The organism is Pseudomonas sp. IT-P100, assembly GCF_949767185.1.
Taxonomy (GTDB): Bacteria; Pseudomonadota; Gammaproteobacteria; order Pseudomonadales; family Pseudomonadaceae; genus Aquipseudomonas; species Aquipseudomonas fluorescens_B.
Window position 1 is genome coordinate 22,640 of sequence record NZ_CATKQK010000007.1, and the last position, 23,951, is coordinate 46,590.

General features: G+C 59.9%; 19 protein-coding genes. 5 read left to right on the plus strand and 14 right to left on the minus strand.

Going from position 1 to position 23,951, the window contains the following annotated elements; translation table 11 throughout:
• Positions 1-183 precede the first annotated feature (183 nt).
• The 5 genes from ACM6IQ_RS05710 to tpx form a co-directional block, all read right to left on the minus strand.
• Positions 184-1,659 carry an efflux transporter outer membrane subunit gene (locus ACM6IQ_RS05710; protein ID WP_017338486.1) on the minus strand — a complete coding sequence of 492 codons (1,476 nt, stop codon included), beginning with the start codon at positions 1,657-1,659 and terminating at the stop codon, positions 184-186.
• The gene (locus ACM6IQ_RS05715; protein ID WP_414878239.1) at positions 1,656-4,763 is read right to left on the minus strand and encodes an efflux RND transporter permease subunit; all 3,108 of its coding nucleotides are present in this window, start codon (positions 4,761-4,763) and stop codon (positions 1,656-1,658) included. Before ACM6IQ_RS05715 ends, ACM6IQ_RS05710 begins: the two co-directional genes overlap by 4 nt.
• Positions 4,760-7,864 carry an MdtB/MuxB family multidrug efflux RND transporter permease subunit gene (locus tag ACM6IQ_RS05720; RefSeq protein WP_414878240.1) on the minus strand — a complete coding sequence of 1,035 codons (3,105 nt, stop codon included), beginning with the start codon at positions 7,862-7,864 and terminating at the stop codon, positions 4,760-4,762. The genes ACM6IQ_RS05715 and ACM6IQ_RS05720 overlap by 4 nt, the downstream gene beginning before the upstream one ends.
• The gene (locus ACM6IQ_RS05725) at positions 7,861-9,177 is read right to left on the minus strand and encodes an MdtA/MuxA family multidrug efflux RND transporter periplasmic adaptor subunit (RefSeq protein ID WP_414878241.1); all 1,317 of its coding nucleotides are present in this window, start codon (positions 9,175-9,177) and stop codon (positions 7,861-7,863) included. The genes ACM6IQ_RS05720 and ACM6IQ_RS05725 overlap by 4 nt, the downstream gene beginning before the upstream one ends.
• A gap of 178 nt (positions 9,178-9,355) precedes the next feature.
• Positions 9,356-9,856: a thiol peroxidase gene (tpx, locus tag ACM6IQ_RS05730; RefSeq protein ID WP_008030203.1), complete on the minus strand. Its 501-nt coding sequence runs from the start codon at positions 9,854-9,856 to the stop codon at positions 9,356-9,358.
• A gap of 453 nt (positions 9,857-10,309) precedes the next feature.
• Here tpx and ACM6IQ_RS05735 point away from each other — a divergent pair, with 453 nt between their 5' ends.
• Entirely contained in the window at positions 10,310-10,735 is a 426-nt protein-coding gene (locus tag ACM6IQ_RS05735) for a YciI family protein (RefSeq protein ID WP_017338482.1), read from the plus strand.
• Positions 10,736-10,806: 71 nt separating this feature from the next.
• On the opposite strand, the gene ACM6IQ_RS05740 is transcribed toward ACM6IQ_RS05735, so the two are convergent.
• Positions 10,807-11,772, minus strand: a complete 966-nt coding sequence (locus ACM6IQ_RS05740; protein ID WP_144425264.1) for a hypothetical protein — start codon at positions 11,770-11,772, stop codon at positions 10,807-10,809.
• A gap of 314 nt (positions 11,773-12,086) precedes the next feature.
• Between ACM6IQ_RS05740 and ACM6IQ_RS05745 the strand changes: the two genes are divergently transcribed.
• Positions 12,087-12,878 (plus strand): hypothetical protein, encoded by a 792-nt coding sequence (locus ACM6IQ_RS05745; protein ID WP_414878242.1) that lies wholly within the window; start codon positions 12,087-12,089, stop codon positions 12,876-12,878.
• Between the two features lie 390 nt (positions 12,879-13,268).
• On the opposite strand, the gene ACM6IQ_RS05750 is transcribed toward ACM6IQ_RS05745, so the two are convergent.
• The 4 genes from ACM6IQ_RS05750 to ACM6IQ_RS05765 form a co-directional block, all read right to left on the minus strand.
• On the minus strand, positions 13,269-13,940 hold the full coding sequence (locus tag ACM6IQ_RS05750; RefSeq protein WP_017338478.1) for a DUF3313 domain-containing protein: 672 nt from the start codon (positions 13,938-13,940) through the stop codon (positions 13,269-13,271).
• 159 nt (positions 13,941-14,099) lie between these two features.
• Positions 14,100-15,068: a hypothetical protein gene (locus ACM6IQ_RS05755; protein WP_414878243.1), complete on the minus strand. Its 969-nt coding sequence runs from the start codon at positions 15,066-15,068 to the stop codon at positions 14,100-14,102.
• A 157-nt stretch (positions 15,069-15,225) separates the two neighbouring features.
• On the minus strand, positions 15,226-15,705 hold the full coding sequence (locus ACM6IQ_RS05760) for a DUF934 domain-containing protein (protein WP_414878244.1): 480 nt from the start codon (positions 15,703-15,705) through the stop codon (positions 15,226-15,228).
• Complete coding sequence (locus ACM6IQ_RS05765) at positions 15,702-17,375, minus strand: nitrite/sulfite reductase (RefSeq protein ID WP_017338475.1); 1,674 nt, start codon at positions 17,373-17,375, stop codon at positions 15,702-15,704. The genes ACM6IQ_RS05760 and ACM6IQ_RS05765 overlap by 4 nt, the downstream gene beginning before the upstream one ends.
• A gap of 363 nt (positions 17,376-17,738) precedes the next feature.
• Here ACM6IQ_RS05765 and ccoN point away from each other — a divergent pair, with 363 nt between their 5' ends.
• Positions 17,739-19,166 carry a cytochrome-c oxidase, cbb3-type subunit I gene (gene ccoN / locus ACM6IQ_RS05770; RefSeq protein WP_017338474.1) on the plus strand — a complete coding sequence of 476 codons (1,428 nt, stop codon included), beginning with the start codon at positions 17,739-17,741 and terminating at the stop codon, positions 19,164-19,166.
• A gap of 15 nt (positions 19,167-19,181) precedes the next feature.
• On the plus strand, positions 19,182-19,403 hold the full coding sequence (locus ACM6IQ_RS05775) for a hypothetical protein (RefSeq protein WP_017338473.1): 222 nt from the start codon (positions 19,182-19,184) through the stop codon (positions 19,401-19,403).
• Positions 19,404-19,540: 137 nt separating this feature from the next.
• Here ACM6IQ_RS05775 and ACM6IQ_RS05780 read toward each other — a convergent pair whose 3' ends face one another.
• The 4 genes from ACM6IQ_RS05780 to ACM6IQ_RS05795 form a co-directional block, all read right to left on the minus strand.
• On the minus strand, positions 19,541-20,035 hold the full coding sequence (locus ACM6IQ_RS05780; protein ID WP_017338472.1) for a hypothetical protein: 495 nt from the start codon (positions 20,033-20,035) through the stop codon (positions 19,541-19,543).
• A gap of 128 nt (positions 20,036-20,163) precedes the next feature.
• Positions 20,164-20,685: a GNAT family N-acetyltransferase gene (locus ACM6IQ_RS05785; RefSeq protein WP_017338471.1), complete on the minus strand. Its 522-nt coding sequence runs from the start codon at positions 20,683-20,685 to the stop codon at positions 20,164-20,166.
• A gap of 76 nt (positions 20,686-20,761) precedes the next feature.
• On the minus strand, positions 20,762-21,742 hold the full coding sequence (locus ACM6IQ_RS05790) for a LysR substrate-binding domain-containing protein (protein WP_414878245.1): 981 nt from the start codon (positions 21,740-21,742) through the stop codon (positions 20,762-20,764).
• 75 nt (positions 21,743-21,817) lie between these two features.
• On the minus strand, positions 21,818-22,258 hold the full coding sequence (locus tag ACM6IQ_RS05795; protein ID WP_017338469.1) for a carboxymuconolactone decarboxylase family protein: 441 nt from the start codon (positions 22,256-22,258) through the stop codon (positions 21,818-21,820).
• A 205-nt stretch (positions 22,259-22,463) separates the two neighbouring features.
• Between ACM6IQ_RS05795 and ACM6IQ_RS05800 the strand changes: the two genes are divergently transcribed.
• On the plus strand, positions 22,464-23,897 hold the full coding sequence (locus tag ACM6IQ_RS05800) for a PLP-dependent aminotransferase family protein (protein WP_414878246.1): 1,434 nt from the start codon (positions 22,464-22,466) through the stop codon (positions 23,895-23,897).
• Positions 23,898-23,951: the final 54 nt, after the last annotated feature.

Genomic DNA, 23,951 nt, shown 5'->3' on the forward strand with positions numbered 1-23,951 from the left:
TTCCATTCTCGGGGGACAAATCCGGCGATTGTACTGATTGCATGAAAGAACGCACTGACAAAATTAGCAAAAGGCCATCAACCCGATGAAACGCTTGTTTGATTGCTGGCGATGACGCTGGATTGGCGTTCCCGGAGCCCACCCCACGCGCCGCCGGGCGCCCTGTAGGCGCTGTCGAGTGACCTACAAGTTACGGTCGAGCTGGCCATCCCATCCGCCACCCAGCGCCGCAATCAACTGCACGCTGGCAATCAAGCGGCTCTGCAACAAATCCAGCATGTTGCGTTCGTTGTTCAGCGCAGTGGCTTGCACGACCACTACATCCAGATAAGCGATCAACCCGGCCTTGTACTGATTCCGGGTCAGGCGCAAGGACTCACGCGCCGCGTCCAGGGCCTGCTGACGCACGGCCGATTCGTTCTCCAGGACCTTGAGCTGGACCAGATAATTCTCCACCTCGCGGAAGCCGTCGAGCACGGTCTGGCGGTACTTGGCGACGGTTTCGTCGTAGGCTGCTTCGCTGCGATCGACTTCCGCCGAGCGTTGGCCGCCGTCGAACAAGGTCATCGCCAGTTGCGGGCCGACCGACCAGAAGCGGTTTGGCACACTGATCCAGTTCGAAGTGGTGCTGCTGCTGTAACCGCCATTCAAACTCAACGTCAGGTCCGGGTAATAAGCGGCCTTGGCCACACCGATGTTAGCGTTGGCGGCCATGACCGAGCGTTCGGCGGAGGCGATGTCCGGGCGGCGTTCCAATAACTGCGAAGGCAGGTTCAGCGGCACCTCGGGCAGCATCGGGATATCCGCGGATTCCGCGAGGCTGAACTCGGCCGGCGGCAACCCGATCAGCACGGCAATGGCGTTCTCGAACTGCGCACGCTGCCAGATCAGATCGACCAGTTCGGCCTCGGTGCTCTTGAGCTGGGTGGTGGCCTGGGCCACCGCATCTTTGCCGGAAACACCGGCGCGGTACTGGTTTTCGGTCATTTTCAGCGAGCGCTGATAGGCCTCGACCGTAGCTTGCAGCAGACGTTTCTGCTCATCGATCACGCGCAATTGCAGGTAGTTCTGCACCAGTTCCGACTGCTGGCTCAACCGCATCGCCGCCAGATCGGCAAAACTCGCCTCGGCATTGGCGGTGTCGGCTTCCAGCCCGCGGCGCAGCTTGCCCCAGACGTCGGCTTCCCAACTGACCCCTGCCTGTGCGGTATAGGTGTCGCGGATACCACTGGAGGAACTGGTCAGGCTCGAACTGCTGCTGCCGGTGCCCTGGCTGGAGCGGTTTTTCCCGACCGTCAGGTCCACGGTCGGAAAAAACGCACCGCGAGCACTGCGCACCAACGCCTGGGCTTGACGGTATTGGGCTTCGGACTGGGCAACCGTCTGGTTGGCGCTGTTGAGTTTCTCGATCAGGCCATTCAATTGTTGATCGCCATACAATTCCCACCACGCACCGCGGGCCAGGGAATCGCTCGGATTGGCCTGACGCCAACCGGCCGCTTCCTTGTACTGCACCGGCGCAGCGGTTGGCGGGCGCTGGTAATCCGGGCCGATGGCGCAGGCACTGAGCAGCGCAACGCACAGCGACAGGCTCAACAGGCGCGAGCCTCGGGCCGTGATCAGCGGTGCGGACAGGTTGATTAGCGAACGGTCAGTCATAGCGGAGTTTCCAGGGCAGCATCGGTACGCACCCCACGCCAGTGGTTGAAGCGATGGCGCAGTTTGTCGAGATAGAGGTAAACCACCGGGGTGGTGTAAAGCGTCAGGACCTGACTGAAAATCAACCCGCCAATGATGGTCAGGCCCAGTGGTTGACGCATTTCCGCACCTTCGGCACGGCTCAGTAGCAGCGGCAAGGCACCGAGGATCGCGGCCAGCGTGGTCATCAGAATCGGACGCAGACGTTGCAGGCAAGCGCTGCGAATCGACGCCAGCGGTTCCAGGCCCTGATGCCGCTCAAGTTGCAATGCGAGGTCGATCATCAGAATGGCGTTTTTCTTCACCACGCCGATCAGCAAAAACAGCCCGAGCAACGAGATCAGGCTGAACTCACCGCCCAGCGCATAGATCGACAGCAACGCGCCGACCCCGGCCGACGGCAAGGTCGAGAGAATGGTCAGTGGATGGATGTAGCTTTCATACAACACACCCAGCACCAGATACACCGCCACCAGCGCGCCAAGAATCATCCACGGCTGGCTTTTCTGGGTCGCGGCGAAGGCGTCGGCGGTGCCGGCCATTTTCACGATCACGTCTTCCGGCATGCCGAGCTTGGCAATCGCCCGTTCGATGGCCGCAGTGCCCTGCTCCACCGTCACGCCTTCAGCCATGTCGAAGGAAATGCTCTCGGAGGCGAACTGACCTTCGTGGCTGACACGGTCGTCCTCCAGGCTGTTTTCGTAATGGGCGATGGTCGACAGCGGAATCCGCGCGCCATCGGCGGTGATTACCTGAACCTGCTTGAGGGTGATCGGGTCCTGGGCGTACTTCGGATTGACCTCCATCACCACCTGATATTGGTTGAGGCTGTCGTAGATGGTTGAAATCTGTCGCTGGCTGTAGGCGTTGTTCAGGACGGCGGTGACCATGTCCATGTCGACCCCCAGGCGTTTGGCCTGGTCGCGATCGACGATCAAGGTCACCTGCTGCGCGCCGCGTCCTTCACGGGCGTCAATCGCGGTCAGCTCCGGCAACGCCTTGAGCGCGGTCACCACCTTCGGATACCACTGGCGCAGTTCGCCAAGGTCGGCGCTTTGCAGGATGTAGGAATACTGCGAGGTGGTCTGCTCGCGGCCGCCGCCAAATTGCAGGTCCTGATCCGCCATCAGCATCAACTGCGCGCCGGCGACCTTGGGCATTTCCTTGCGCAGGCGTTCGATGACTTTTTGCGCAGAAACGCCCCGCTCCTTGATCGGTTTCAGGCGTACCAGCATGAAGGCGTTGTTGGTGCCGTTGGTGCCACCGATGAAGCCGGCGACGCTTTCCACCGCTTCATCCTTGAGTACGGCGCGGCGGAACGTTTCCATTTTCGGCTGCATGACGCTGAACGACAGACCGTCGTCGCCCCGCACAAAACCGATCAGTTGACCGGTGTCTTGCTGAGGCATGAATGTTTTAGGAACAATGACATACAGCGCAATGTTAACGCCAACTGTCACGATAAGGCTGAGCAAGGTCAGGCGACGGTGACGCAACACCCAATCCAGGCTGGTGGCGTATTTAGCGACCATCCACTCGTTGGCGCGGTGGCTCCAGCGTTGCAGGCGGTTTTCCTCACCCGGCGTATGCGGCTTCAGCCAACGGGCGCAGAGCATCGGTGTCAGGGTCAGCGAGACCACCAACGACACCACGATGGACGCGGCCAGGGTGATGGAAAACTCACGGAACAGGCTTTCGATGATCCCGCCCATGAACAGGATCGACAGGAACACTGCGACCAGCGAGACGTTCATCGACAGCAGCGTGAAACCGACTTCCTGCGCCCCGAGGTAAGCGGCCTTCATCGGCGGCACGCCTTCGTCGATGTGCCGGGTGATGTTCTCCAGCACCACGATGGCGTCGTCCACCACCAGCCCGGTGGCCAGGATCAGCGCCATCAGCGACAGGTTGTTCAGGGAAAATCCGTACAGGTACATCACCGCGAAGGTGCCCACCAGCGACACCGGTACCGCAAGGGTCGGAATCAGCGAGGCGCGGAAGTTACCGAGAAACAGGAACACCACCAGGATCACCAGCGCCACGGCGATCAGCAGGGTCATTTCCGCTTCGTGCAGGGTCGCCTTGATCACCGGCGAGCGGTCCATGGCCAGGTTCAGCTTGACGCTGGCCGGCAGTACGGCTTGCAGTGCCGGGAGCTGAGCCTTGATCTCGTTGACCGTCTCGATGATGTTGGCGCCGGCCTGACGGTTGATCACCAGCAAGACCGCCGCGTCATTGTTGAAGAAACCGCTGTTGTAACGGTCCTCGACGCCATCGCTGACCTTGGCCACATCCTTCAACCGCAGTGCTGCACCGCCGTTGTAGTGAATGATCAGCGACTCGTAGTCCTTGGCTTTTTCCAGCTGATCGTTGGCCTGGACCTGCCACAACCGCTGACCGTCTTCGACCGAGCCTTTCGGCCGACGCACGTTGGCATTGGCGACGGTGTTGCGCACATCGTCCAGCGCCACGCCGTACTGGTTGAGCGCCTGGGGTTCGAGTTCGATCCGCACCGCCGGCAGGGAGCTGCCACCGATCTGTACTTCACCTACGCCCTGCACCTGGGACAGGCTCTGGGACAGGATCGTCGAGGCCAAATCGTAGAGCTGGCCCTTTTCCAGCACATCCGAGGTCAACGACAGCACCATGATCGGCGCCTGGGACGGGTTGACCTTCTTGTAGGTCGGCATGCTGCGCATCCCGCTCGGCAGCAGGTTGCGCGAGGCGTTGATCGCCGCTTGCACTTCGCGCGCCGCGCCGTTGATGTCGCGATCAAGGTCGAACTGCAGAATCACCCGGGTCGAGCCCTGGCTGGAACGGCTGCTCATGGTGTTGACCCCGGCGATGGCGCCGAAGGAACGTTCGAGTGGTGTAGCCACGGTCGAAGCCATCACCTCCGGGCTCGCCCCCGGCAGACTGGCCTGGACCACGATCACCGGGAAGTCCATTTGCGGCAGCGGTGACACCGGCAGCAAGCCGAAGCTCACCCCGCCCAGCAGCATGATCGCCAGGCTCAGCAACATCGTTGCGACCGGGCGCTTGATGAAAGGTCCGGAGAGGTTCATGGCTGTTCGACCACTTCCACGGGCTCGGCCTGACGGCCCCAGCGCCGACCGAGGCGGTCGAAGTAGAGGTAAATGACCGGTGTGGTGAACAACGTCAGCACCTGGCTGACCAACAAACCACCGACCATCACCAGACCCAGGGGCTGACGCAGCTCAGCGCCGGAACCGGTGGCCAGCATCAACGGCACGGCACCGAACAATGCCGCCAGCGTGGTCATCAGGATCGGCCGGAAGCGCAGCAGCGCTGCCTGATAGATCGCCGTCTCCGGGTCCATGCCCTGATTGCGCTCGGCGTCGAGGGCGAAGTCGATCATCATGATCGCGTTCTTCTTCACGATACCGATCAGCAGGATGATGCCGATGATCGCGATCATCCCCAGGTCATTGCCACTCAACAGCAACGCCAGCAAGGCGCCGACCGCCGCGGACGGCAAGGTCGAGAGAATGGTGATCGGGTGGATGTAGCTCTCATAGAGCACGCCGAGCACGATGTACATGGTCACCACCGCTGCCAGAATCAGCAGCAACGTGCTCGACAACGACGCCTGGAACGCTTCGGCCGCGCCCTGGAACTGGGTCTGTACGCCAATCGGCATGCCGATGTCTTTCTGCACTTGCTCGATGATTTCCACCGCATGCCCCAGCGCCACGCCGGGCGCAAGGTTGAAGGACATCATCACCGCCGGGAACTGGCCGATGTGAGTGATCGCGAGCTGCGCCTGACGTTCCTCTATGTGCGCCAGGCTGGACAGGCGCACTTGCCCGCCATCGGTGGTCTTGACGTGAATCTGGTTCAGCGCATCCGGGCCGATCTTCTCGCCGGACTGCGATTGCAGCACTACGCGGTACTGGCTGGCCTGGGTGTAAATGGTGGAAATCTGCCGCTGACCGAACGCGTCGTACAGCGCGTCGGTAATGTTCGACACCGACACCCCGACCCGCGACGCCGCATCACGGTCGATCACCAGGTAGACCTGCAGCCCTTTGTCCTGCAAATCACTGGCAACATCGGTCAGCTCCGGCCGTTGGGCCAGTGCTTCCACCAAACGACCACTCCACAGGTTGAGCAACTCGGAATCCGGCGACGACATGCTGAATTGGTACTGCGTACGGCTTACGCGGTCTTCGATGGTCAGGTCCTGAACCGGCTGCATGAACAGACGAATGCCGACCAGTTTGTCCAGTTCCGGTTGCAGGCGGGCAATCACTTCGGTGGCGCTCAAATCGCGGTTGCTGTGGGACTTGAGGTTGATCAGCAAACGACCGCTGTTCAACGTCGAGTTATCGCCATCGACGCCAATATAGGAAGACAGACTCTCTACGGCCGGGTCCGCCAGGATCACCTTGGCCAGTTCCTGTTGCCGCTCGCTCATCGCTGCAAAGGAAATCGACTGCGGCGCCTCGGAAATGCCCTGAATAACGCCAGTGTCCTGCACCGGAAAGAACCCCTTCGGCACGACCATGTAAAGGAATACAGTCAGCGCCAGGGTGCCGATGGCCACCAGCAACGTCAGCGGTTGATGCTTGAGAACCCACTTTAACTTGCGCCCGTAAGCCGCGATCATCCAATCAATTGTGGCACCGCTGGCCCGGTAGAAACGGCCCTGTTCTTCTTCCTTGGGTTCGCGCTTGAGCAGTCGCGCGCACATCATCGGTGTCAGGGTCAGCGAGACGACCAGGGAAATCAGGATCGCCACCGCCAACGTGATCGCAAACTCGCGGAACAAACGCCCCACCACGTCGGCCATGAACAGCAACGGGATCAGTACAGCGATCAGCGACAAGGTCAGGGAAATCAGGGTAAAGCCGATCTGCTTGGCGCCCTTGAGCGCCGCGTTCAGCGGGCTGTCACCCTCTTCGATAAACCGGGAAATGTTCTCCAGCATGACGATCGCATCGTCCACCACAAAACCGGTGGCGATGGTCAGGGCCATCAGGGTCAGGTTATTGACCGAAAAACCGGCGAGGTACATCACGCCGAAGGTGCCGATCAACGACAGCGGCACGGCCACCGAAGGAATGATCGTGGCACTGGCGCGCCGCAGGAACAGGAACGTCACCATCACCACCAGCGCGATGGCGATCAGCAATTCGTGTTGTACGTCGGTGACGGACGCACGGATGGTCTGGGTGCGGTCGGTCAGCACAGTGACGTCGAGACCGGCCGGCAGGTTATCCGTGATGCTCGGCAGCAACGCCTTGATCCGGTCGACCACTTCGATGACGTTGGCGCCGGGCTGGCGCTGGATGTTCAGCAACACGGCCTGGTTTTCGTTGGCCCACGCCGCCAGACGTTCGTTCTCCGCTCCGTCGACGATTTCCGCCACGTCCTTGAGCCGCAATGGCGCACCGTTGGCGTAGGCCAGGATCAGGTTGGCGTAATCCTTGGGCGAGGTCAGTTGATCGTTTGCATCGAGCATCGAGACCCGGGTCGGACCGTCGAAGTTGCCCTTGGGCTGGTTGACGTTGGAGGCACCGATCAAGGTGCGCACGTCCGACAGGTTCAGGCCGTTGGCCGCCAGGGCCTCGGGGTTGACCTTGATCCGCACCGCCTGACGCTGACCGCCGGCAATGCTGACCATGCCGACGCCACTGATCTGGGCGATTTTCTGTGCCATGCGCGTATCGACCAGGTCATTGAGCTTGGGCAGCAACATGGTCTTGGACGTGATCGCCAGGGTCAGCACCGGGGTGTCCGCCGGGTTGACCTTGTTGTACACCGGCGGCGCGGGCAGGTCCTTGGGTAGCAGATTGGTGGCGGCGTTGATCGCGGCCTGCACCTGCTGCTCGGCGACGTCCATGTTGATGTCGAGGCTGAACCGCAGGGTCAGCACCGAGGCGCCACCGGAACTGGTCGAGGCCATCTGGGTCAGGCCGGGCATCTGCCCGAACTGACGCTCGAGCGGCGCGGTCACGGCGCTGGTCATGACGTCCGGGCTGGCGCCGGGATAAAGGGTCATGACGCGAATGGTCGGGTAATCGACCTGGGGCAAGGCCGACACCGGCAACAGCCGATAGGCAATGACGCCGGCCAGAATAATGGCCAGCATGCTCAGGGTCGTGGCGACCGGGCGAAGGATGAACAGCCGCGAGATGTTCATGCGCCGCCCTTTTTCGCCTTGTCGGTGGTCGCCGGATCAGTCGCGCTGGCCGCCGGTTTGCCCTGCAGGTGCCCGGTCGGAGAGGTCGGCACGTCCTTGGTGTCATTGACCACTTCTACTTCACTGCCTTCCTTCAGGCGGTCGGTGCCTTCGAGGACCACGCGATCGCCGGCGGTCAGGCCTTCGGTGACTACGGTGTTTTCACCGTCGCTGGCGCCGACTTTCAACTGACGGATCGTGACCTTCTTGTCGCCATCCATTGCATAGACGAACGTGCCATTGGTGCCAAACTGGATGGCTGCCGAAGGCGCGAGTACCACGTCTTTGAGCGTGTCGGCGAGCAGGTGGACGTTGACGAACTGATTGGGGAACAACGCTTGATCGCGGTTTTCGTAGCGAGCCTTGAATTTCAGGGTGCCGGTGGTGACGTCGATCTGGTTGTCGAGGCTCTGCAACACACCGGTGGCTTGCATTTTGGTGTCGCCACGGTCCCAGGCTTCGGCGGGCAGTTTGGCGCCACTGCGATAGCGGGCCAGCACCACGTCGAGGCTGTTTTCCGGCAAGGTGAAGGCAACGTTGATCGGTTGGGTCTGGGTGATGATCGCCAGCGCCGTGGTGTCATTGGCGGCCACCAGGTTGCCGACGTCGAGCTGACGCAGGCCCACACGACCGGTAATCGGCGCGCGGATCCTGGTGAATTCGAGATTGAGCTTGGCGTCATTGACCGCCGCCTGATTGGTCTTGACCGTGCCCTGATACTGGCCGACCAGCGCTTCGGCGGTGTCCAGGGTTTGCTTGGCGATGCTGTCTTCACGGTACAGCCCGCGATAACGTTCGACATCGACTTGAGCGTTCTTCAGTTGCGCCTGGTTTTGCAGCAAGGTGCCTTCGGCCTGCAGCAAGGCGTTCTGGTAAGGACGCGGGTCGATTTCAGCCAGCAGATCGCCGGCCTTGACCATCTGCCCTTCTTCGAATGACACCTTGATCAGCTCGCCGCCCACCCGGCTGCGCACATTGATGGTGTTCAGCGCCGTCACGGTGCCCAGCGCCTTGTAGTACAGCGGGAAGTCGCCTTTGACCGCTGGCGCCACACGCACCGGAACCGGCCCCGTCGCGCCCCCGAAACCCGGACGCATGCCGCCCGAACGACCGGTATGCCCCGCCACGGCTTTTTGTCCTGCACCTTCTTTTGGCGCAGCGCTGCCGGGCCAGAATTTCCAGCACAGGCCAGCGATGACCAACAGGACAAGCAGGCCGAACAACCAGCGACGAGGACTACGGGAAGCGGAGGATTGCATTGAATGATCAACCATTGGGCGCGTGGGCTTCTTCTACGGGAGGCTGAACGATAAGCACTGGCGGGTATTTAGCAAAGCGCCTTTACCGGCAATTTACCTTCGGCTTACGTAACAGGAGATTTATCTAAGACACTGAAGCACAAATGAAAACGGCCTGGACAGGGCCAGGCCGTTAACAATTGTAATGAACTGCTTATTTCAGAACGGCAAGTGCGGCTTCGTAGTTTGGCTCTTCAGCGATTTCCTTGACCAGCTCGCTGTGCAGCACGTTGTCGTTTTCGTCCAGTACCACAACGGCACGGGCGGTCAGGCCTTTGAGTGGGCCGTCGGCAATGGCAACGCCGTAGTTCTCGATGAATTCGGCACCGCGCAGGGTCGACAGGTTCTGCACGTTTTCCAGGCCTTCGGCGCCGCAGAAACGGGCTTGGGCGAACGGCAGGTCCGCAGAGATGCACAGCACCACGGTGTTGGCGACATCGTTGGCCTGGGCGTTGAACTTGCGCACCGACGTGGCGCAGGTCGGGGTGTCGACGCTTGGGAAGATGTTCAGCACTTTGCGCTTGCCGGCGAAGCTCGCCAGGGTCACGTCGGACAGATTGCCGGCAACCAGGGAAAAGGCTGGCGCCTTGGAACCGGCTTGTGGCAATTGGCCGTTGACTTGAACCGGGTTGCCTTTAAGAGTGACTTGAGCCATGAAAGGAGTCCTTCTGAACGTTGATGTGGAGAGTTTTGAAGAGGCCGAAGTTAACCACGAAACGGGCTGACGACCTATGGGCGGATACAAATTGTGAAGGGTCGTCGCAGAGACTGGATACAACCCTTGCAGAGAAAAAAGCCTGTGGGGATCCGGTAGGTGCGGTATTGCGGCGCACAAATCAGGAACGTGCAGAGGCTGATCACCTCGCCCCTAATGGCCTCAATTGCGCCGGGTACATATTTGCCGATGAGGAAGGCAGCCACTGGCCCCTGAGCATTTCGCCGATGGAATGCCGGTCGCCGACTTCTCGGGACATATTAATGACGGAATGAATGTCGAAAATTAATCGACCGAATCCCGTTAAAACGACGTTTTTTTGAAACGTTGTCGATTTGGCAAATCACCAATCGACCATACAGTGAATCATTCAAATCCAGAGGACACACCACCATGCGATTCATGATCATTGTCAAAGCCAGCCCGGATTCCGAGGCTGGCGTGATGCCCAGTAAAGAACTGCTGACCGCGATGGGCAATTACAACGAGGAACTGGTCAAGGCCGGGATCATGTTGGCAGGCGAAGGTTTGCACCCGAGTAGCCAGGGCGCCCGCGTACGTTTTTCGGGCGACAGACGCACAGTGATTGACGGCCCGTTTGTCGAAACAAAAGAGCTGATCGCCGGTTACTGGCTGTGGCAGGTGAAGTCGAAGGACGAAGCAATCGAGTGGGTCAAACGCTGCCCCAACCCGATGCCGGGTACCGAAGCCGAAATCGAGATTCGCCAGGTGTTTGAGGCCGAGGATTTCGGTGCCGAATTCACGCCGGAGCTGCGGGAGCAGGAGGAGCGGCAGCGTGAGCAGATGAACAAGCGCTGAGTGCCTGTAACGGTTTTCGGGGTCCGGCGCTCCGAAAACCGTCAATCATCCTGCTATGGACAAACCAAGGTTCAAATTACAACGGTTTTTGCTGAATGAGGCTGGCCAAGCACATAGGTTTCCACTGAAACCGGCCCGTTCACTTCCCTCGCATCAAACTCCACGGAGCTGGCGCCCAGGTTGCTGGTGACGCCAGTCAAGAGCGCTCCACCTCGCCAACTCCACTGGATAGCCACGCCGGGTACACGTCGGAACGGCGGAACCTGGGAAAAAGTCGTCAGTGTTATTCGATTGCCAGCGGTCCCCTTGAGAATCGTCGTCAGATACAAAACAAGATCGTGATTTCCCAGTTCCAACGCTATTTCAAGACGGATTTCGGGGTCGTCCTCCAGATACACGATCATCGAAAACTTGCCATCCCGGGTGTTGCCACACACCAGATCCCAGGAAGCGCCTTGCGCTTCCAGGACTTTGGATTCGCCGGGCGATGGTTCGAGGGTCACGTCCAGTCCTGTGGGGGGTATTCCCCAAACCACGACCGCGTTGAGGTTGATGGATGGACTACCGGCCAGTGGCTGTATTTGGACGGGGTAACGGTTTCCTCGCACTGGATAAGCGCTTCCGGCCGGATCATATTCGGCTCCGTTGAACAAGACCTTCACCTCATCCCACAGGGTCAATGACATAACCCGACACGGGAGTGGCCAGGGCTCGGTTACTTCCCTGCTCAAAAACACCAAGGTGACATGAGCACTGCTGCCTTCGCTCGGTGTGAGTGCCCAGTTAAACCGGCCACGAACCGGGTCCACCCAGTGTTTAAAAGCAGGCGACGCCACGATGTTCAGGCCTCCATCTTCAGCCAGGCCCAAACAGAGCTGCCTCGCGATGGACGGTGGAACTTCCACGCTCACGGTGTTTTCCTGGTCGCGGCGCAGGACGATAGCGCCATTCCATTGCACCTCCTTGCCATTGATGATCAGTCGGGCCTGTTTCCAGGGGCTTTCAACAGCGGATACGGATTTGAATGCAACAGTCATGGCCTTGGTCTCGATAATCGACGGTGGGTTGAAATCCGCCACTGCAACTATCAGTAAAAAGCACCTCGCGCGGAACTGTCATAAATGACAGATCGTTAAGGCTAATCCGAACTAAAAGAGATGCCTTTTATTCGGATTCACCCAAGGGTGAGCTGTGCACAGATACCCACCAATTAATCCTGTCGACTGGATAACCCGTCGGCAGCTGCTAACGTCCATCAGACATGTCCTACAGGCTTGATAGGAAAGAGATTACGCAGTAACGGCCGCCAAGTGCCGAGTAGACCAATGAGACACCAAGGAACCGGCGAATCATGTCGAAGCATCCAGGAGCGCGCACCTTTTTTTTGGCGATCTCTTTAACATCTGTGGTTTGTGTCCAGGCGGACGATCCCGACATGGTCAGCAAAAGCAACAATCCATTGAACCCCGAGCCGGGGATGAACCTGCTGGATTACTACACCCCGAAATACTACGACTCCAACATCCACACCAACGACCTGCTGGTGCGCGGTACGCTGCCGCTTGCGCCCAACGATTTCATTGGCGTCCCGCAATTGCTGCGCGCCACTGCGCCGATCAGCATTCGCCCTGATTCGGGTGGGAGTTACAGCATCGGTGAAGGTGATCTGAATCTGCTCGATATCTTCCTGCTCAAGACCGAGGGCGTGCAGTTGGGCATCGGTCCGCAGATCACTGCGCCGTATGCCGATAAGGACGAGTTCGGCACCGGCAAATGGCAAGCGGGACTGGCGGCCATTGCGATCGAGTCATCGCCCCGTGGCTTGCTCGGCGCGTTGGTGCAATACCAGAGTTCCTTCGCAGGCGACAACGACCGCCCGCATGTCGAATCAGCCACCTTGCAACCGTTTGTCATTCACAACCTGGAGAGAGGTTGGTACCTGCGCTCAACCGCGACCTGGACCTTCGACCTGAAGAATGACACCCATTACATCCCCCTTGGTCTGGGTGCCGGCAAGGTCTGGAAATCAAGGGACAATATCCTCAATGTATTCATCGAGCCGCAGTGGACCGTCGAACACAAGGGTGAAGGCTTGCCGCAATTCACGCTGTTCGCCGGCCTTAATGTCACTTTCGGTCAATAAGGATTTCGCCATGCACATTGCACTTCGCGCAGCCGGTTACAGCCTGATGTCCATGTTCGTCAGTTGTGGGGTTGGCGCCCGGGATTTCAGCGTCGCCCCATCAAGCTTCACCGCCATGGGGGAGGAATCTCGAAGTATTACCAGTGGGGCTTGCTGCACCCGGACGGTGGATCAGGAGAGTGCAAAGCTCAGAACCGTCGCCAGGTGATACGTGGGGATAGTGGGAATCGGTTTTTTCCGGTGGTTTGTCGGAGAACGATTTTGCGACTGGACCACCGTCTCCGCGCGCAGGCTCGCTCCCACAATTGATCTCCAGTGAGCACAAATTATGTGTGCGACAGAGATCTACTGTAGGAGCGAGCTCGCGAAAAGGCCCTTAGCCCCACCGCATCATTTGGATTTCAATTTCAGAAACGACTGATGCAAATCCGAAGCCCAACCATCGATCACGATTTTCACGTCATCGGCCTTCATCACCTGAGCCTCGTTTTCCAGCGGTTTGCCAGTGCCCTTGCGCACCACCTGGGCCAGCACCTTATTGTTCCCGCCATCCAGGAACACCGCTTCAGTGGCCAGATCGGTCTGCTGATCACGAATCCCGCTCGCGGTGCTGACCGCCGCCGCGACGAGGGCAATCGGAATCACTTCATAAGGCTTCAGCCCTTCGGTCTTGCTGCTGACGGCGGTAATGGCCGCACGCACCACCATCACACCAGGGCCAGGGCCTGCCGCCAAAGGCAGGGATTTGCCAATCTCGCGTTTGAGCGCCTGATCGTAATAACTGGTAATCCCGTTCAAGGTGGTCTGAGGGATTTTCACGGTCGGCTGGGGCTTGGGATACATCTGGGTCGGTTCGACATACACGCTTTTGTATTTGTTGATGTCGAACTTCGGATCCACCCAGCGCATCACTACCGCCCCCGAAGGGGATTTGGCTTCCTTGAGCTGACTGTAATCTTTGAGGAACCCCGAATACTGGTCCGGCTCGACCTTGGAACTGGTGCAGCCCACCACGCCGATCGAGGCAATGCACAGTGTGCTCATCATTAACGCTAGCTTCATGCTGTAACTCCTGTAGGGCGGTGGACAACAGTTTGGGGAACAGGTGTTACAGGTATAGCCAATGCCGTACTTTTTGTTCTGATAAATATCAATATTCATTCGTTACTGCACCCTACGAGGCCGTGTCAGCGATAGCGCCGACACGGCCTCCCCTATCAATCACCAGGACGAACCACTCTTCGCCGCCAACTCCCGCCGACTGTTGGCCCGCATCGCCTTGATCAACGACACCGTGCCCACCAGCAAAATCGCGGCGCCGAACAGGAAGTCGATGTTGTACAGCTGAAAGTCATTCAACGGCCCCACCAACAGCACCCGGATCGCACCGATACTCACCAGCGTCGCCAGAAAATCGATACCCGGCTCGTCGCGATAGAACACGTGCATCAGCGGCAGGCAGATCACCAGCAACAACAGCAGCACGATCACCTTGAACGAGCCTTTGCGCTCGACGCTGAAGGCGCACTCATAGGCCGCGTAAGGTTTGTAATCCTCCTCGCGGACCAGTGAATTCTTCTCATTGATGTACTCGGCGCGGTTGTACTTCTGAATCGGCGTGAAGGTGTTGGACATCTCCATGTGGGTGGTGATGCGCTTGAATTTCAGGTCAATCCGTTCATTGCCCTTGAGGATGTACAGCACCGGCTTGTAGCCGTAGCGATAGCTATCGAACGGAAATGCTGCTGCCCTCCCCTGGACGCCGATGGGCCGGGTTTCAAGCTCGGCGTAGGCGCTCTTGTCGAGTGAGGAGAGATTGCGACTCAGGGGCTTGACCCTGACCTGCTCGAGGAAAATCGGCGTGACGCCGTAAGACCATTGCAGTGGTTCCAGGCGCAGGCGCAATTCGTTGCGGCCCAGGTCATAACGATCGAAGGTACGCTCGGACACGATGACCGCCCCCGAGAGCATGAATTCGCCGCGCACATTGCTGGTGATGCGCAGTGTCAGCCAATCCTTGCCCAGGGCCGCCACGTCGCTGGCCGGTGGCGTTCCGCACCAGGCAGCACTGTCGAATGACTCCCCGAGTTGCCCATTGCGGTTTTCCTGAAACAGATAGACGTAACTGCCCCACAGGGCCGCCATCAGCACCAGTGCGATCAGCCCCAGAATTTTCTTGCCCGCGCTCAAACCAGACTCCTTTCTTTGCTGACTTCCTTGTGAGGCGCGGACTCTATCAAAACGGGATCACCGTCCAAAGCAAAAAGATCGCAGCCTTCGGCAACTCCTACACAGTGCTGTGTCCACCTGCAGGAGCTGCCGAAGGCTGCGATCTTTTGATCTTCTCTTATCGCCGTCGAAATAGCGGGCGCGGCTCAATCACCGAGCGCCCATACAGCACGCTCATGCCCGCCAACCCCTTGAGCGCATCTTCGGCGGACTTGTCTTCGCGTACGGCAAAGCTGTCAAAACCGCATTGACGCATGTGGCTGAGCTGATCACGCAACACATCGCCGATCGCGCGCAATTCGCCGGTCCAGCCCAGTCGGGTGCGCAGCAGGTACGCCTGACTGTAGGCGCGTCCGTCGCGGAAACTCGGAAAATCCAGGGCAATCAGCGGCAGTTGTGCAAACCATGGCTTGAGGCACTCCACCTCATCGTCCGGGCCCAACCAGACCCCGTGCTGTTGCGGGTCTTCCAGCCAGCGGGACAGCGGCAGAATCAGCGGACCTGTGGGCAATCCCTCATCGGGGTCCCTGAGCAACGTCCACGGGTCGTCAGGGACAATCCGCGCCTTACCCACCTCCAGCCGCAGCAGATTGTTCATGCCGACACCTCCAGCAGCTTCGGATAAACCGCTTCCTTGAACGGCTCCAGACCGATGCGCTGCAAGGTGTCGACGAACAGTTCTTCGCTCTCGCGGTAACGCACGAAGGTGGCGATGATTCGTTCGATGACGTCGGGCACTTCGGCGGAGCTGAAGGACGGGCCGATGACTTTGCCCAACGCGCTGTTCTTGCCCTGGGCGCCGCCGAGGGTGATCTGGTACCACTCGCTGCCGTTCTTGTCGACGCCGAGAATGCCGATGTTGCCAATGTGGTGATGGCCGCAGGCGTTCATGCATCCGGAAATGTTGAGGCTGATGTCGCCCAGGTCATGCAGGTAGTCCAGGTCTTCGAAGCGCGCCTGGATGCCCTGCGCAATCGGGATCGACTTGGCGTTGGCCAGGGCGCAGAAGTCGCCGCCGGGACAGGCGATGATGTCAGTCAGCAATCCGACATTGGCGCTGCCGAGGCCATGCTCGCAAGCCAGGCGCCACAGAGCGAACAGGTCCGACTTCGGCACGTCGGGCAGGACGATGTTCTGCTCATGGGCGATGCGGATTTCGCCGAAACCGAACTGCTCGGACCACCCGGCTACGGCGTCCATTTGCTCGCCGGTGACGTCGCCCGGCGGTGCCGCGATGCCCGGCTTGGTCGACAGCACCACACTGGCGTAGCCCGGCACCTTGTGCGGTTGGACGTTGCGCGACACCCAGCGGGCGAAGGTCGGGTTCTCGGCCAGGCATGTGCCGAACTCCAGATCGGTGTTGGACAACGAACGGTAATCCGGTGGTACGAAGGCACTGGCGACACGCTCGTATTCAACGCCGGTCAACTGTGCCGGGCCATCCTTCAAGTGCTGCCACTCCTCCTCCACTTCCCTGGCAAAGGCTTCGATGCCCAGCGCCTTGACCAGAATCTTGATCCGCGCCTTGTACTTGTTGTCGCGCCGGCCGTGGCGGTTGTAAACCCGCAGCACCGCCTCGACGTAGGACAGCAAGTGCTGCCACGGCAAGCCTTCGCGAATCTGCAAACCAAGAATGGGCGTGCGCCCCAAACCACCGCCAACGATGACTCGCAGGAGCATTTGTCCGTCGGTGCCGGGGTAAAGATAGAGGCCGATGTCATGCATCATGATTGCCGCGCGGTCCTGCTCGGCCGAGCAGATGGCGATCTTGAACTTGCGCGGCAGGAACAGGAATTCCGGGTTGATGGTCGACCACTGGCGCAGGATTTCCGCCAGGGGGCGCGGGTCGATCAGTTCGTCGGCGGCCACCCCGGCGAAGGCTTCGGTGGTGATGTTGCGCACACAGTTGCCAGAGGTCTGGATGGCATGCATTTCCACCTCGGCCAGGCGCTCGAGAATCTCCGGTACCTGGGCCAGTTCGATCCAGTTGAACTGCATGTTCTGCCGCGTGGTGAAGTGGCCATAGCCGCGATCGTAATCCCGGGCGATGCTCGCCAGTGTGCGCATCTGCCGGGCGCTGAGCGTGCCGTAGGGAATGGCCACGCGCAGCATGTAGGCGTGTTTTTGCATGTACAGGCCGTTCTGCAAGCGCAGCGGCAGGAACTCCTCTTCGCTCAACTCGCCCGCCGTGAAGCGTTCGACCTGATCGCGAAACTGCGCAACCCGCTCGAAGACCAGCGCCCGGTCATAGTCGTCGTACTGATACATGTGGCTACCTCATCAGGATTGATCGGGCTCTGCGGCTCGTTCTCGATGAGGCGACTATGAGGGGCGCCGGGAAAACATTACAGATTCAGAAAGCGGCGAAAAAACCATATCAGCCTTCACATTACAGGGGTCGTTTCAGCATTTCCCCAACGATGTCCAATCGTACGAATCCCCGACCGGGTTTATTAAACTCCTGGATTCCATCCACCGATACTGTCCACTCTGCCAAGTGCAGGCTCTCGCAACTGATCCGTATAAATTACGCTTTCCTGAATCTGTTTTGTTTTCGATCAGGTTTCTACAGTTCACGGCATGCCAGTCCGGGTGGCCTGGCAAGACTTTGCAACCGTGGAAGCATTGACCATGAGCACAGCGACAATCGGACAGGCCTATAACTACAAGGTCGTCCGCCAATTCATCGTGGCGACCATTGTCTGGGGCGTCGTGGGGATGGCGATGGGGGTGTGGATCGCCTCGCAACTGGTGTGGCCCGAGATGAACCTCGACCTGCCGTGGACCACCTTCGGCCGCTTGCGTCCGCTGCACACCAGCCTGGTGATTTTCGGCTTTGCCGGCAGCGCGCAGTTCGCTGCCAGTTACTACGCGGTGCAGCGTACCTGCCAGGTGCGGCTGTACTCGGACACCCTCGCCGCGTTCACTTTCTGGGGCTGGCAATCGGTGATCGTGGTCATGCTGATCACCCTGCCGCTGGGCTATACCACCACCAAGGAATACGCCGAGATCGAGTTCTCCGGCGCGGTGTGGATGACCGTGGTCTGGGTGGCCTACGCCATCGTGTTTTTCACCACCGTGGTGCAACGCAAGACCCGACACATCTACGTCGGCAACTGGTTCTTTGGCGCGTTCATCGTGGTGATTGCCATGCTGCACGTGGTCAATCACCTGTCGATTCCCGTGGACTGGTTCAAGTCCTATCCGGTGTATTCCGGGGCGACCGATGCGATGGTGCAGTGGTGGTACGGGCACAACGCGGTGGGCTTCTTCCTGACCACCGGGTTCCTCGGAATGATGTATTACTTTGTGCCCAAGCAGGTCGGGCGGCCGGTGTATTCGTATCGTTTGTCCATCGTGCATTTCTGGGCGCTGATCACGCTGTACATCTGGGCCGGCCCGCACCATTTGCACTACACGGCGCTGCCCGACTGGGCGCAGTCGCTCGGCATGGCAATGTCATTGATCCTGCTGGCGCCGAGCTGGGGCGGGATGATCAACGGCATGATGACGCTGTCGGGCGCCTGGCATAAGTTGCGCAGCGACCCGATCCTGCGTTTCCTGGTGCTGTCGCTGGCCTTCTACGGCATGTCCACCTTCGAAGGGCCGATGATGGCGATCAAGACCGTCAACGCCCTCTCCCACTACACCGACTGGACGATCGGCCACGTGCACGCCGGCGCCCTCGGTTGGGTGGCGATGATCACCTTCGGTGCGGTCTACCACATGATTCCGAAAGTCTTCGGCCGCGAGCAGATGTACAGCACGCCGCTGATCAATCTGCATTTCTGGCTGGCGACCATTGGCACCGTGTTGTACATCGCGTCGATGTGGGTCAACGGCATTACCCAGGGGCTGATGTGGCGCGCGATCAACGACGACGGCACGCTGACCTACTCCTTCGTCGAAGCGTTGCAGGCCAGCCATCCAGGATTTGTGGTGCGTTTTGCCGGCGGCGTGTTCTTCCTCAGCGGCATGCTGCTGATGGCGTACAACGCCTGGCGCACCGTGCGGGTTTCTGACGCGGCGATGGCAGAACGTGAAGCGCAGATTGCCTGAGGCGAGGAGCTGGAAATGATCGAGATGATACTCAATGGTTTAGGCGTGGCGGGGCTTTGGCTGGCGGTCGAGTACTGCCTGAAGCAGCAGACGGCGCAGAGCCTGGAAGAGGCAAGCCTGATGCCGTTTGCCGATGACCCGGAGGTGGCACGGCGGGTGGAACTGGCGACGGGGAAAGTCGTGAAAGCGGTGGCGCCGGAAGAGCCGAAACCGGGATGGTTAAACCTCGAAATCTGAATCACCACCAGCCAATGTGGGAGCGGGTTTGTGTGGCGAGGGCGCTTGCTCCCGCTCGGCTGCGAAGCAGTCGCAAAGCATTTGGGGCCGCTTCGCGACCCAGCGGGAGCAAGCGCCCTTGCCACAGGGGATCGGGTTTAGCCGCGATCGCGTGGAATCAGGCTCTGCAACTGTTGCGCCAGGAAATTCGCATCGAAAGCAAAGGTGTCCGGGTCTTTCAAGCCATTGGTCTTGCGCCACTGCCAGTTGCTCGAAGGCGGCAGGCACACAAGAGAAATGCTGCCATAGCGCGCGGCGGTCAGGCCCATCACGGCCAGGGAAATCTGCCCGCCCGCGCCCATCACATCCGGTACGAACTCCACCGGTTTGCCGGCGATCACGATGCCGAGTTTCTCGGTCTTGAACGTTGACGTCTCGACCGGAACGCTTGGCCCCGAGGCCACGTAGGCCTCACGGCTCACTTCCAGCAGGTTGGGCGCCTGGACCGGTTCGAGCCATTGCTGGATCTGATCGAACAGCTCGCCAATGCGCGTCGCCCATACGGCTGACTGCGACTCGAACAGTTGTTTTTTGTGCGCTTCGCTGTCTGCGTAGTGGCGAAGCATCTCACCCAGTTGCTGTACATCGTCCATTACGGTGTTCCTTTGGTTGAAGCCGTGCTGCGGACTTTGAGCATGGCAGATGCCGGCGCCGGGCGTACAAGTCAATTGCACAGACGGTCACATCACAGGACACTCGCGGCTCGCATTGGCGCAGTCACTCAACCGTCCTTGGGCGTGCGACGCAGGCGCGCCATGCTCAAGGTGTCCACCAGCCTTCCGTCACGCACCGCGTAGTCACGAAACAGGCCTTCGGTTTCAAAGCCGAACTTGCGGTACAAACCGATGGCCGCTTCGTTGTCGGCGTACACCGCAAGCTCGACCCGTTGCAGGTTCATCCAGTTGTCGGCGATGTCCAGCGCGGTGGCCAGCAACTTCGAGCCAACGCCCTTGCTCTGCCACCCTGGCAAAACACCCATGCCGAAGCTGCCGGCGTGACTGCGGCGGATCCGCGAAAACTGCTCCAGGCCAATGCTGCCGATCACCAGGCCCTGATGCAGCGCCACCAGTTTGATTTCGCGTTCGTTGTCCGACGCCAGGCGTTTGCGCCAGAGCTCGGTGGATTGAAACGGCATTTGCAGCACTTGCCGGGTAACGGCCGGCTCGTTGTAAAGCGCGGTGATGCCTTCGATGTGGCTTTCGTTGAAGCGTTCGAGGGTGACGACAGCGTCAGTGACGGGCATGGGTGATTCATCCTTGAGACAGACATGGCCGCTCACTCTACAACGCATACTTCAAACATGGCGAGTACCCGATGTGTCAGCCTTCAAACCATTCCCGGCGCTCTTCGAAGGTGTTCTGGATCAGCTCGACGATCATCTGCACCTGCGCTTCGCCCTCGGACTGCGCATTCACCGCCATCCACACCGCACGCTGCATCGGCTGGACGAACAGCCCCGGCAACGCAATAAGACCGCGGTCAAAGCGGCTGATGTAGCCGGGCAGCAAACCGATGCAGGCACTGCAGCGAATCATCTCCAGCAGCAGCTCATAGGAATGCAACTGCACGACACCGGCCAGGCGCTGGTCCACCACGGCATTCCACGGGACGAAACTCTCGACCTGACGGTGAGACTGCCATTGCACCAACAGGAAATCCGCGAGGTCATCGAGGCTGTCCGGACGCGACGCCGTGCGTGAGTATCGCTTGGCGATATGCGGCAGGTAATCAAGCCGCGCCAGGCGCCGGGGCTCGCTGACCGCAAAGCTCGGGCCCGGCAGGGGCGATTCGGTGCCAGCCAGCCACACCACCACATCGGCGCTGACGGCTTGCAGTGCCAGTTCGCTGTCGAGGGTGATGATGTCCAGGCGTACGCTGGCGTTGCGGCGCAACAAGGCCACCAGGTCGCGACCAAGCATGTCGTGCAGGACCGATTCAGCCACTGCCAGGCGCACCAACGGTTGTTCGATCACCGGCAAATCGCGCTCATGAGCCAACGCAATCAACTGCGCCTGAAGCTGCAAACCTTCACGGCTGAGGGTGACGCCATTGTCGCAATGGCTGAACAGCGAACATTGCAGTTGCGTTTCGAGCAGTGCCAGTTGCTTGCGCAGCAAGGTGACCTTGATGTTGAGACTGCGGGCTGCCTGCATGAAACAGCCGCAGCGGGCACTGACCATGAACGCCCGGGCCAGTGGCGGATCGATCGCCATGGCTTGCGTGCGCCAGGACGCTGTGGTTGCTACCGGCGGACGGTATCCGGCGGGGATTTGGCGCCCTGTGGTTTCCATGAATGACATCGATGACTCCCTGTCGATATGTCCTTTGAAAACTTCATCCTGCGCAACGATGATGAACCTGGTGTGACATCCGCTTCATACGCTGGGTGTTTGGCGAAAACTCACCGCCAGGCGATTCCAGCTGTTGATGGTGGTGACGGCGATCGTCAGGTCGACCATCTCGCTTTCACTGAACTGCTCCCGGGCCAGAGCGTAGACGTCGTCGGGCACATGGCTTTGCGAGAGCAAGGTCACCGCCTCCGTCCAGGCCAGCGCCGCACGTTCCCGTGGGTTGAAGAAGCCACTGTCGCGCCAGACCACGATTGAATACAGGCGCCGGTCGGTCTCGCCGAGCCGTCGCGCATCCACCGAATGCATGTCGGTACAAAAGGCGCAGCCATTGAGCTGGGAGGCGCGGATCTTGATCAGGTGCAGCAGCGCCGGCTCGATGCTCAGGTTACTGGTCAGCGCCTCCATGGCAATCATCGCTTTCATCGCTTTGGGCGACGCGCTGTAGTAATCCAGACGGGAAGTCATGGCGTGCCTCGTGGATCGATTGATGCTTTTTACACTAGGCGCCGATGCGCAAGCGTTACAGATCCAATACAGCGAAATTCCGGTGGACCACCCGGCAACAGGCCAATCCTCGGTTTTTCACCCACGCAACTTCTGCGCAGCGGTGCTTGCGGGTAATCTGACGCGACGCACACGCGTCTCAACCGCCCCTAGGAGCCCCGCCGGTATGGAACTTCATGTTGTCATCAACGGCCGCAAGGACCTGGCAGGCCAGTTGTACAACCAACTGCGCAGCGCCATCGAATCCGGCCGTCTGACAGCCGGCACGCAGCTGCCGCCCAGCCGATTGCTGGCCGAACAGCTGGGCATCTCGCGCAAGACCATTTCCGACACCTACGCGCAACTGACGTATGAAAACTTCCTCACCGGCGTGATCGGCAAAGGCACCTACGTCAATGCCCGGACCGCAAAAGCATTGCCCAAGCAAAGCCATTCGCAATTGGCGAGTGCCGAGGTCATCGAGTCGTGGCGCAACCTGCCCGTGTTTTTGCGCCATCCGACACTGGAAGGCTCGCTGCGCTACGACTTCATCGGAGGAGCCACCAGCAAGGGCCAGTTTCCACAGGACGATTGGCGGCGCTGCACCTCCCACGCGCTGCGTCAGATGACCGGTTCCAAAGGCTTCTACAGTTTGCCAGAAGGCCTGCCGGCGCTGCGTAACGCGATCGCCCGGCACATCGCCTTTTCCCGTGGCATGAACTGTCAGGACGAAGACGTGGTGGTGTGCAACGGCGCGCAACAGGCGCTGGACCTGATCTCCCGCGTGATGACCCGCCCCGGCAGCATCGTCGCCATGGAAGACCCCGGCTACCCGCCCGCGCGCCTGCTGTTTGGTACCCACGGCGCCACGGTGATCGGCGTGCCGGTCGACGCCGAAGGCCTTCAGGTCGACAAGATCCCCCTCGGTACGCAGCTGATTTATGTCACGCCGTCACATCAGTTTCCGCTGGGCATGCCGATGAGCCAGGCGCGGCGAGTGGCATTGCTGGAGCGCGCCTACGAGCTCGGCGCGATCATCATAGAGGACGATTACGACAGCGAATTCCGCTATGAAGGGCGGCCCACCGACTCCCTGCAAAGCATGGACGAGCGCGGAATCGTCGCCTACGTCGGGACCTTTTCGAAAACCTTGCTGCCGGAGTTGCGCCTCGGTTATGCGATTTTGCCGCCAGCGATTCTTGAAGCGGTGATCCAGGCCAAGCAACTCACCGACCGGCATACCTCCACCCTACCCCAGTGGGCGCTGGCCAAGTTCATCGCCGAAGGCTGCCTGCTCAAGCATATTCGCCGGTGCCATACGATCTACGCCGGGCGTCGCGAGCGAATCCTGACGCGTGTGGCAGGTGACCTGTCCCCTTGGTTCGAAGCCATCCAAAGCACCGCCGGGTTTCACATGGTGCTTATGTGCAAAGTGCCTATCGATATGCCGTTGGTGATCGAACTGGCGAAAAAGGTTGAAGTGGGACTGTATTCCATCGAGGACTTCTACTACCAACAAGCGCCACGGGCAGGGCTTCTCATGGGCTTTGGCGCCATTGAAACCCTCGACATCGACACCGCCCTGGACCGTCTGCGGGACATTTTGCAGCAAGTCGCCTGACAGATTGGTCTGGGTTTTTATCCGGCGATTGGCTATTGGCGGTCCCAAGGTGCG

Coding starts and splice junctions, on each gene's coding strand:
- tpx (WP_008030203.1), bottom strand. CDS start 9,856: ATGGCTCAAGTCACTCTTAAAGGCAACCCGGTTCAAGTCAACGGCCAA.
- ACM6IQ_RS05795 (WP_017338469.1), bottom strand. CDS start 22,258: ATGACTTCCCGTCTGGATTACTACAGCGCGTCGCCCAAAGCGATGAAA.
- ACM6IQ_RS05800 (WP_414878246.1), top strand. CDS start 22,464: ATGGAACTTCATGTTGTCATCAACGGCCGCAAGGACCTGGCAGGCCAG.
- ACM6IQ_RS05720 (WP_414878240.1), bottom strand. CDS start 7,864: ATGAACATCTCGCGGCTGTTCATCCTTCGCCCGGTCGCCACGACCCTG.
- ACM6IQ_RS05765 (WP_017338475.1), bottom strand. CDS start 17,375: ATGTATCAGTACGACGACTATGACCGGGCGCTGGTCTTCGAGCGGGTT.
- ACM6IQ_RS05715 (WP_414878239.1), bottom strand. CDS start 4,763: ATGAACCTCTCCGGACCTTTCATCAAGCGCCCGGTCGCAACGATGTTG.
- ACM6IQ_RS05740 (WP_144425264.1), bottom strand. CDS start 11,772: ATGACTGTTGCATTCAAATCCGTATCCGCTGTTGAAAGCCCCTGGAAA.
- ACM6IQ_RS05745 (WP_414878242.1), top strand. CDS start 12,087: ATGTCGAAGCATCCAGGAGCGCGCACCTTTTTTTTGGCGATCTCTTTA.
- ACM6IQ_RS05785 (WP_017338471.1), bottom strand. CDS start 20,685: ATGCCCGTCACTGACGCTGTCGTCACCCTCGAACGCTTCAACGAAAGC.
- ACM6IQ_RS05780 (WP_017338472.1), bottom strand. CDS start 20,035: ATGGACGATGTACAGCAACTGGGTGAGATGCTTCGCCACTACGCAGAC.
- ACM6IQ_RS05790 (WP_414878245.1), bottom strand. CDS start 21,742: ATGTCATTCATGGAAACCACAGGGCGCCAAATCCCCGCCGGATACCGT.
- ACM6IQ_RS05760 (WP_414878244.1), bottom strand. CDS start 15,705: ATGAACAATCTGCTGCGGCTGGAGGTGGGTAAGGCGCGGATTGTCCCT.
- ACM6IQ_RS05750 (WP_017338478.1), bottom strand. CDS start 13,940: ATGAAGCTAGCGTTAATGATGAGCACACTGTGCATTGCCTCGATCGGC.
- ACM6IQ_RS05775 (WP_017338473.1), top strand. CDS start 19,182: ATGATCGAGATGATACTCAATGGTTTAGGCGTGGCGGGGCTTTGGCTG.
- ccoN (WP_017338474.1), top strand. CDS start 17,739: ATGAGCACAGCGACAATCGGACAGGCCTATAACTACAAGGTCGTCCGC.
- ACM6IQ_RS05725 (WP_414878241.1), bottom strand. CDS start 9,177: ATGGTTGATCATTCAATGCAATCCTCCGCTTCCCGTAGTCCTCGTCGC.
- ACM6IQ_RS05710 (WP_017338486.1), bottom strand. CDS start 1,659: ATGACTGACCGTTCGCTAATCAACCTGTCCGCACCGCTGATCACGGCC.
- ACM6IQ_RS05735 (WP_017338482.1), top strand. CDS start 10,310: ATGCGATTCATGATCATTGTCAAAGCCAGCCCGGATTCCGAGGCTGGC.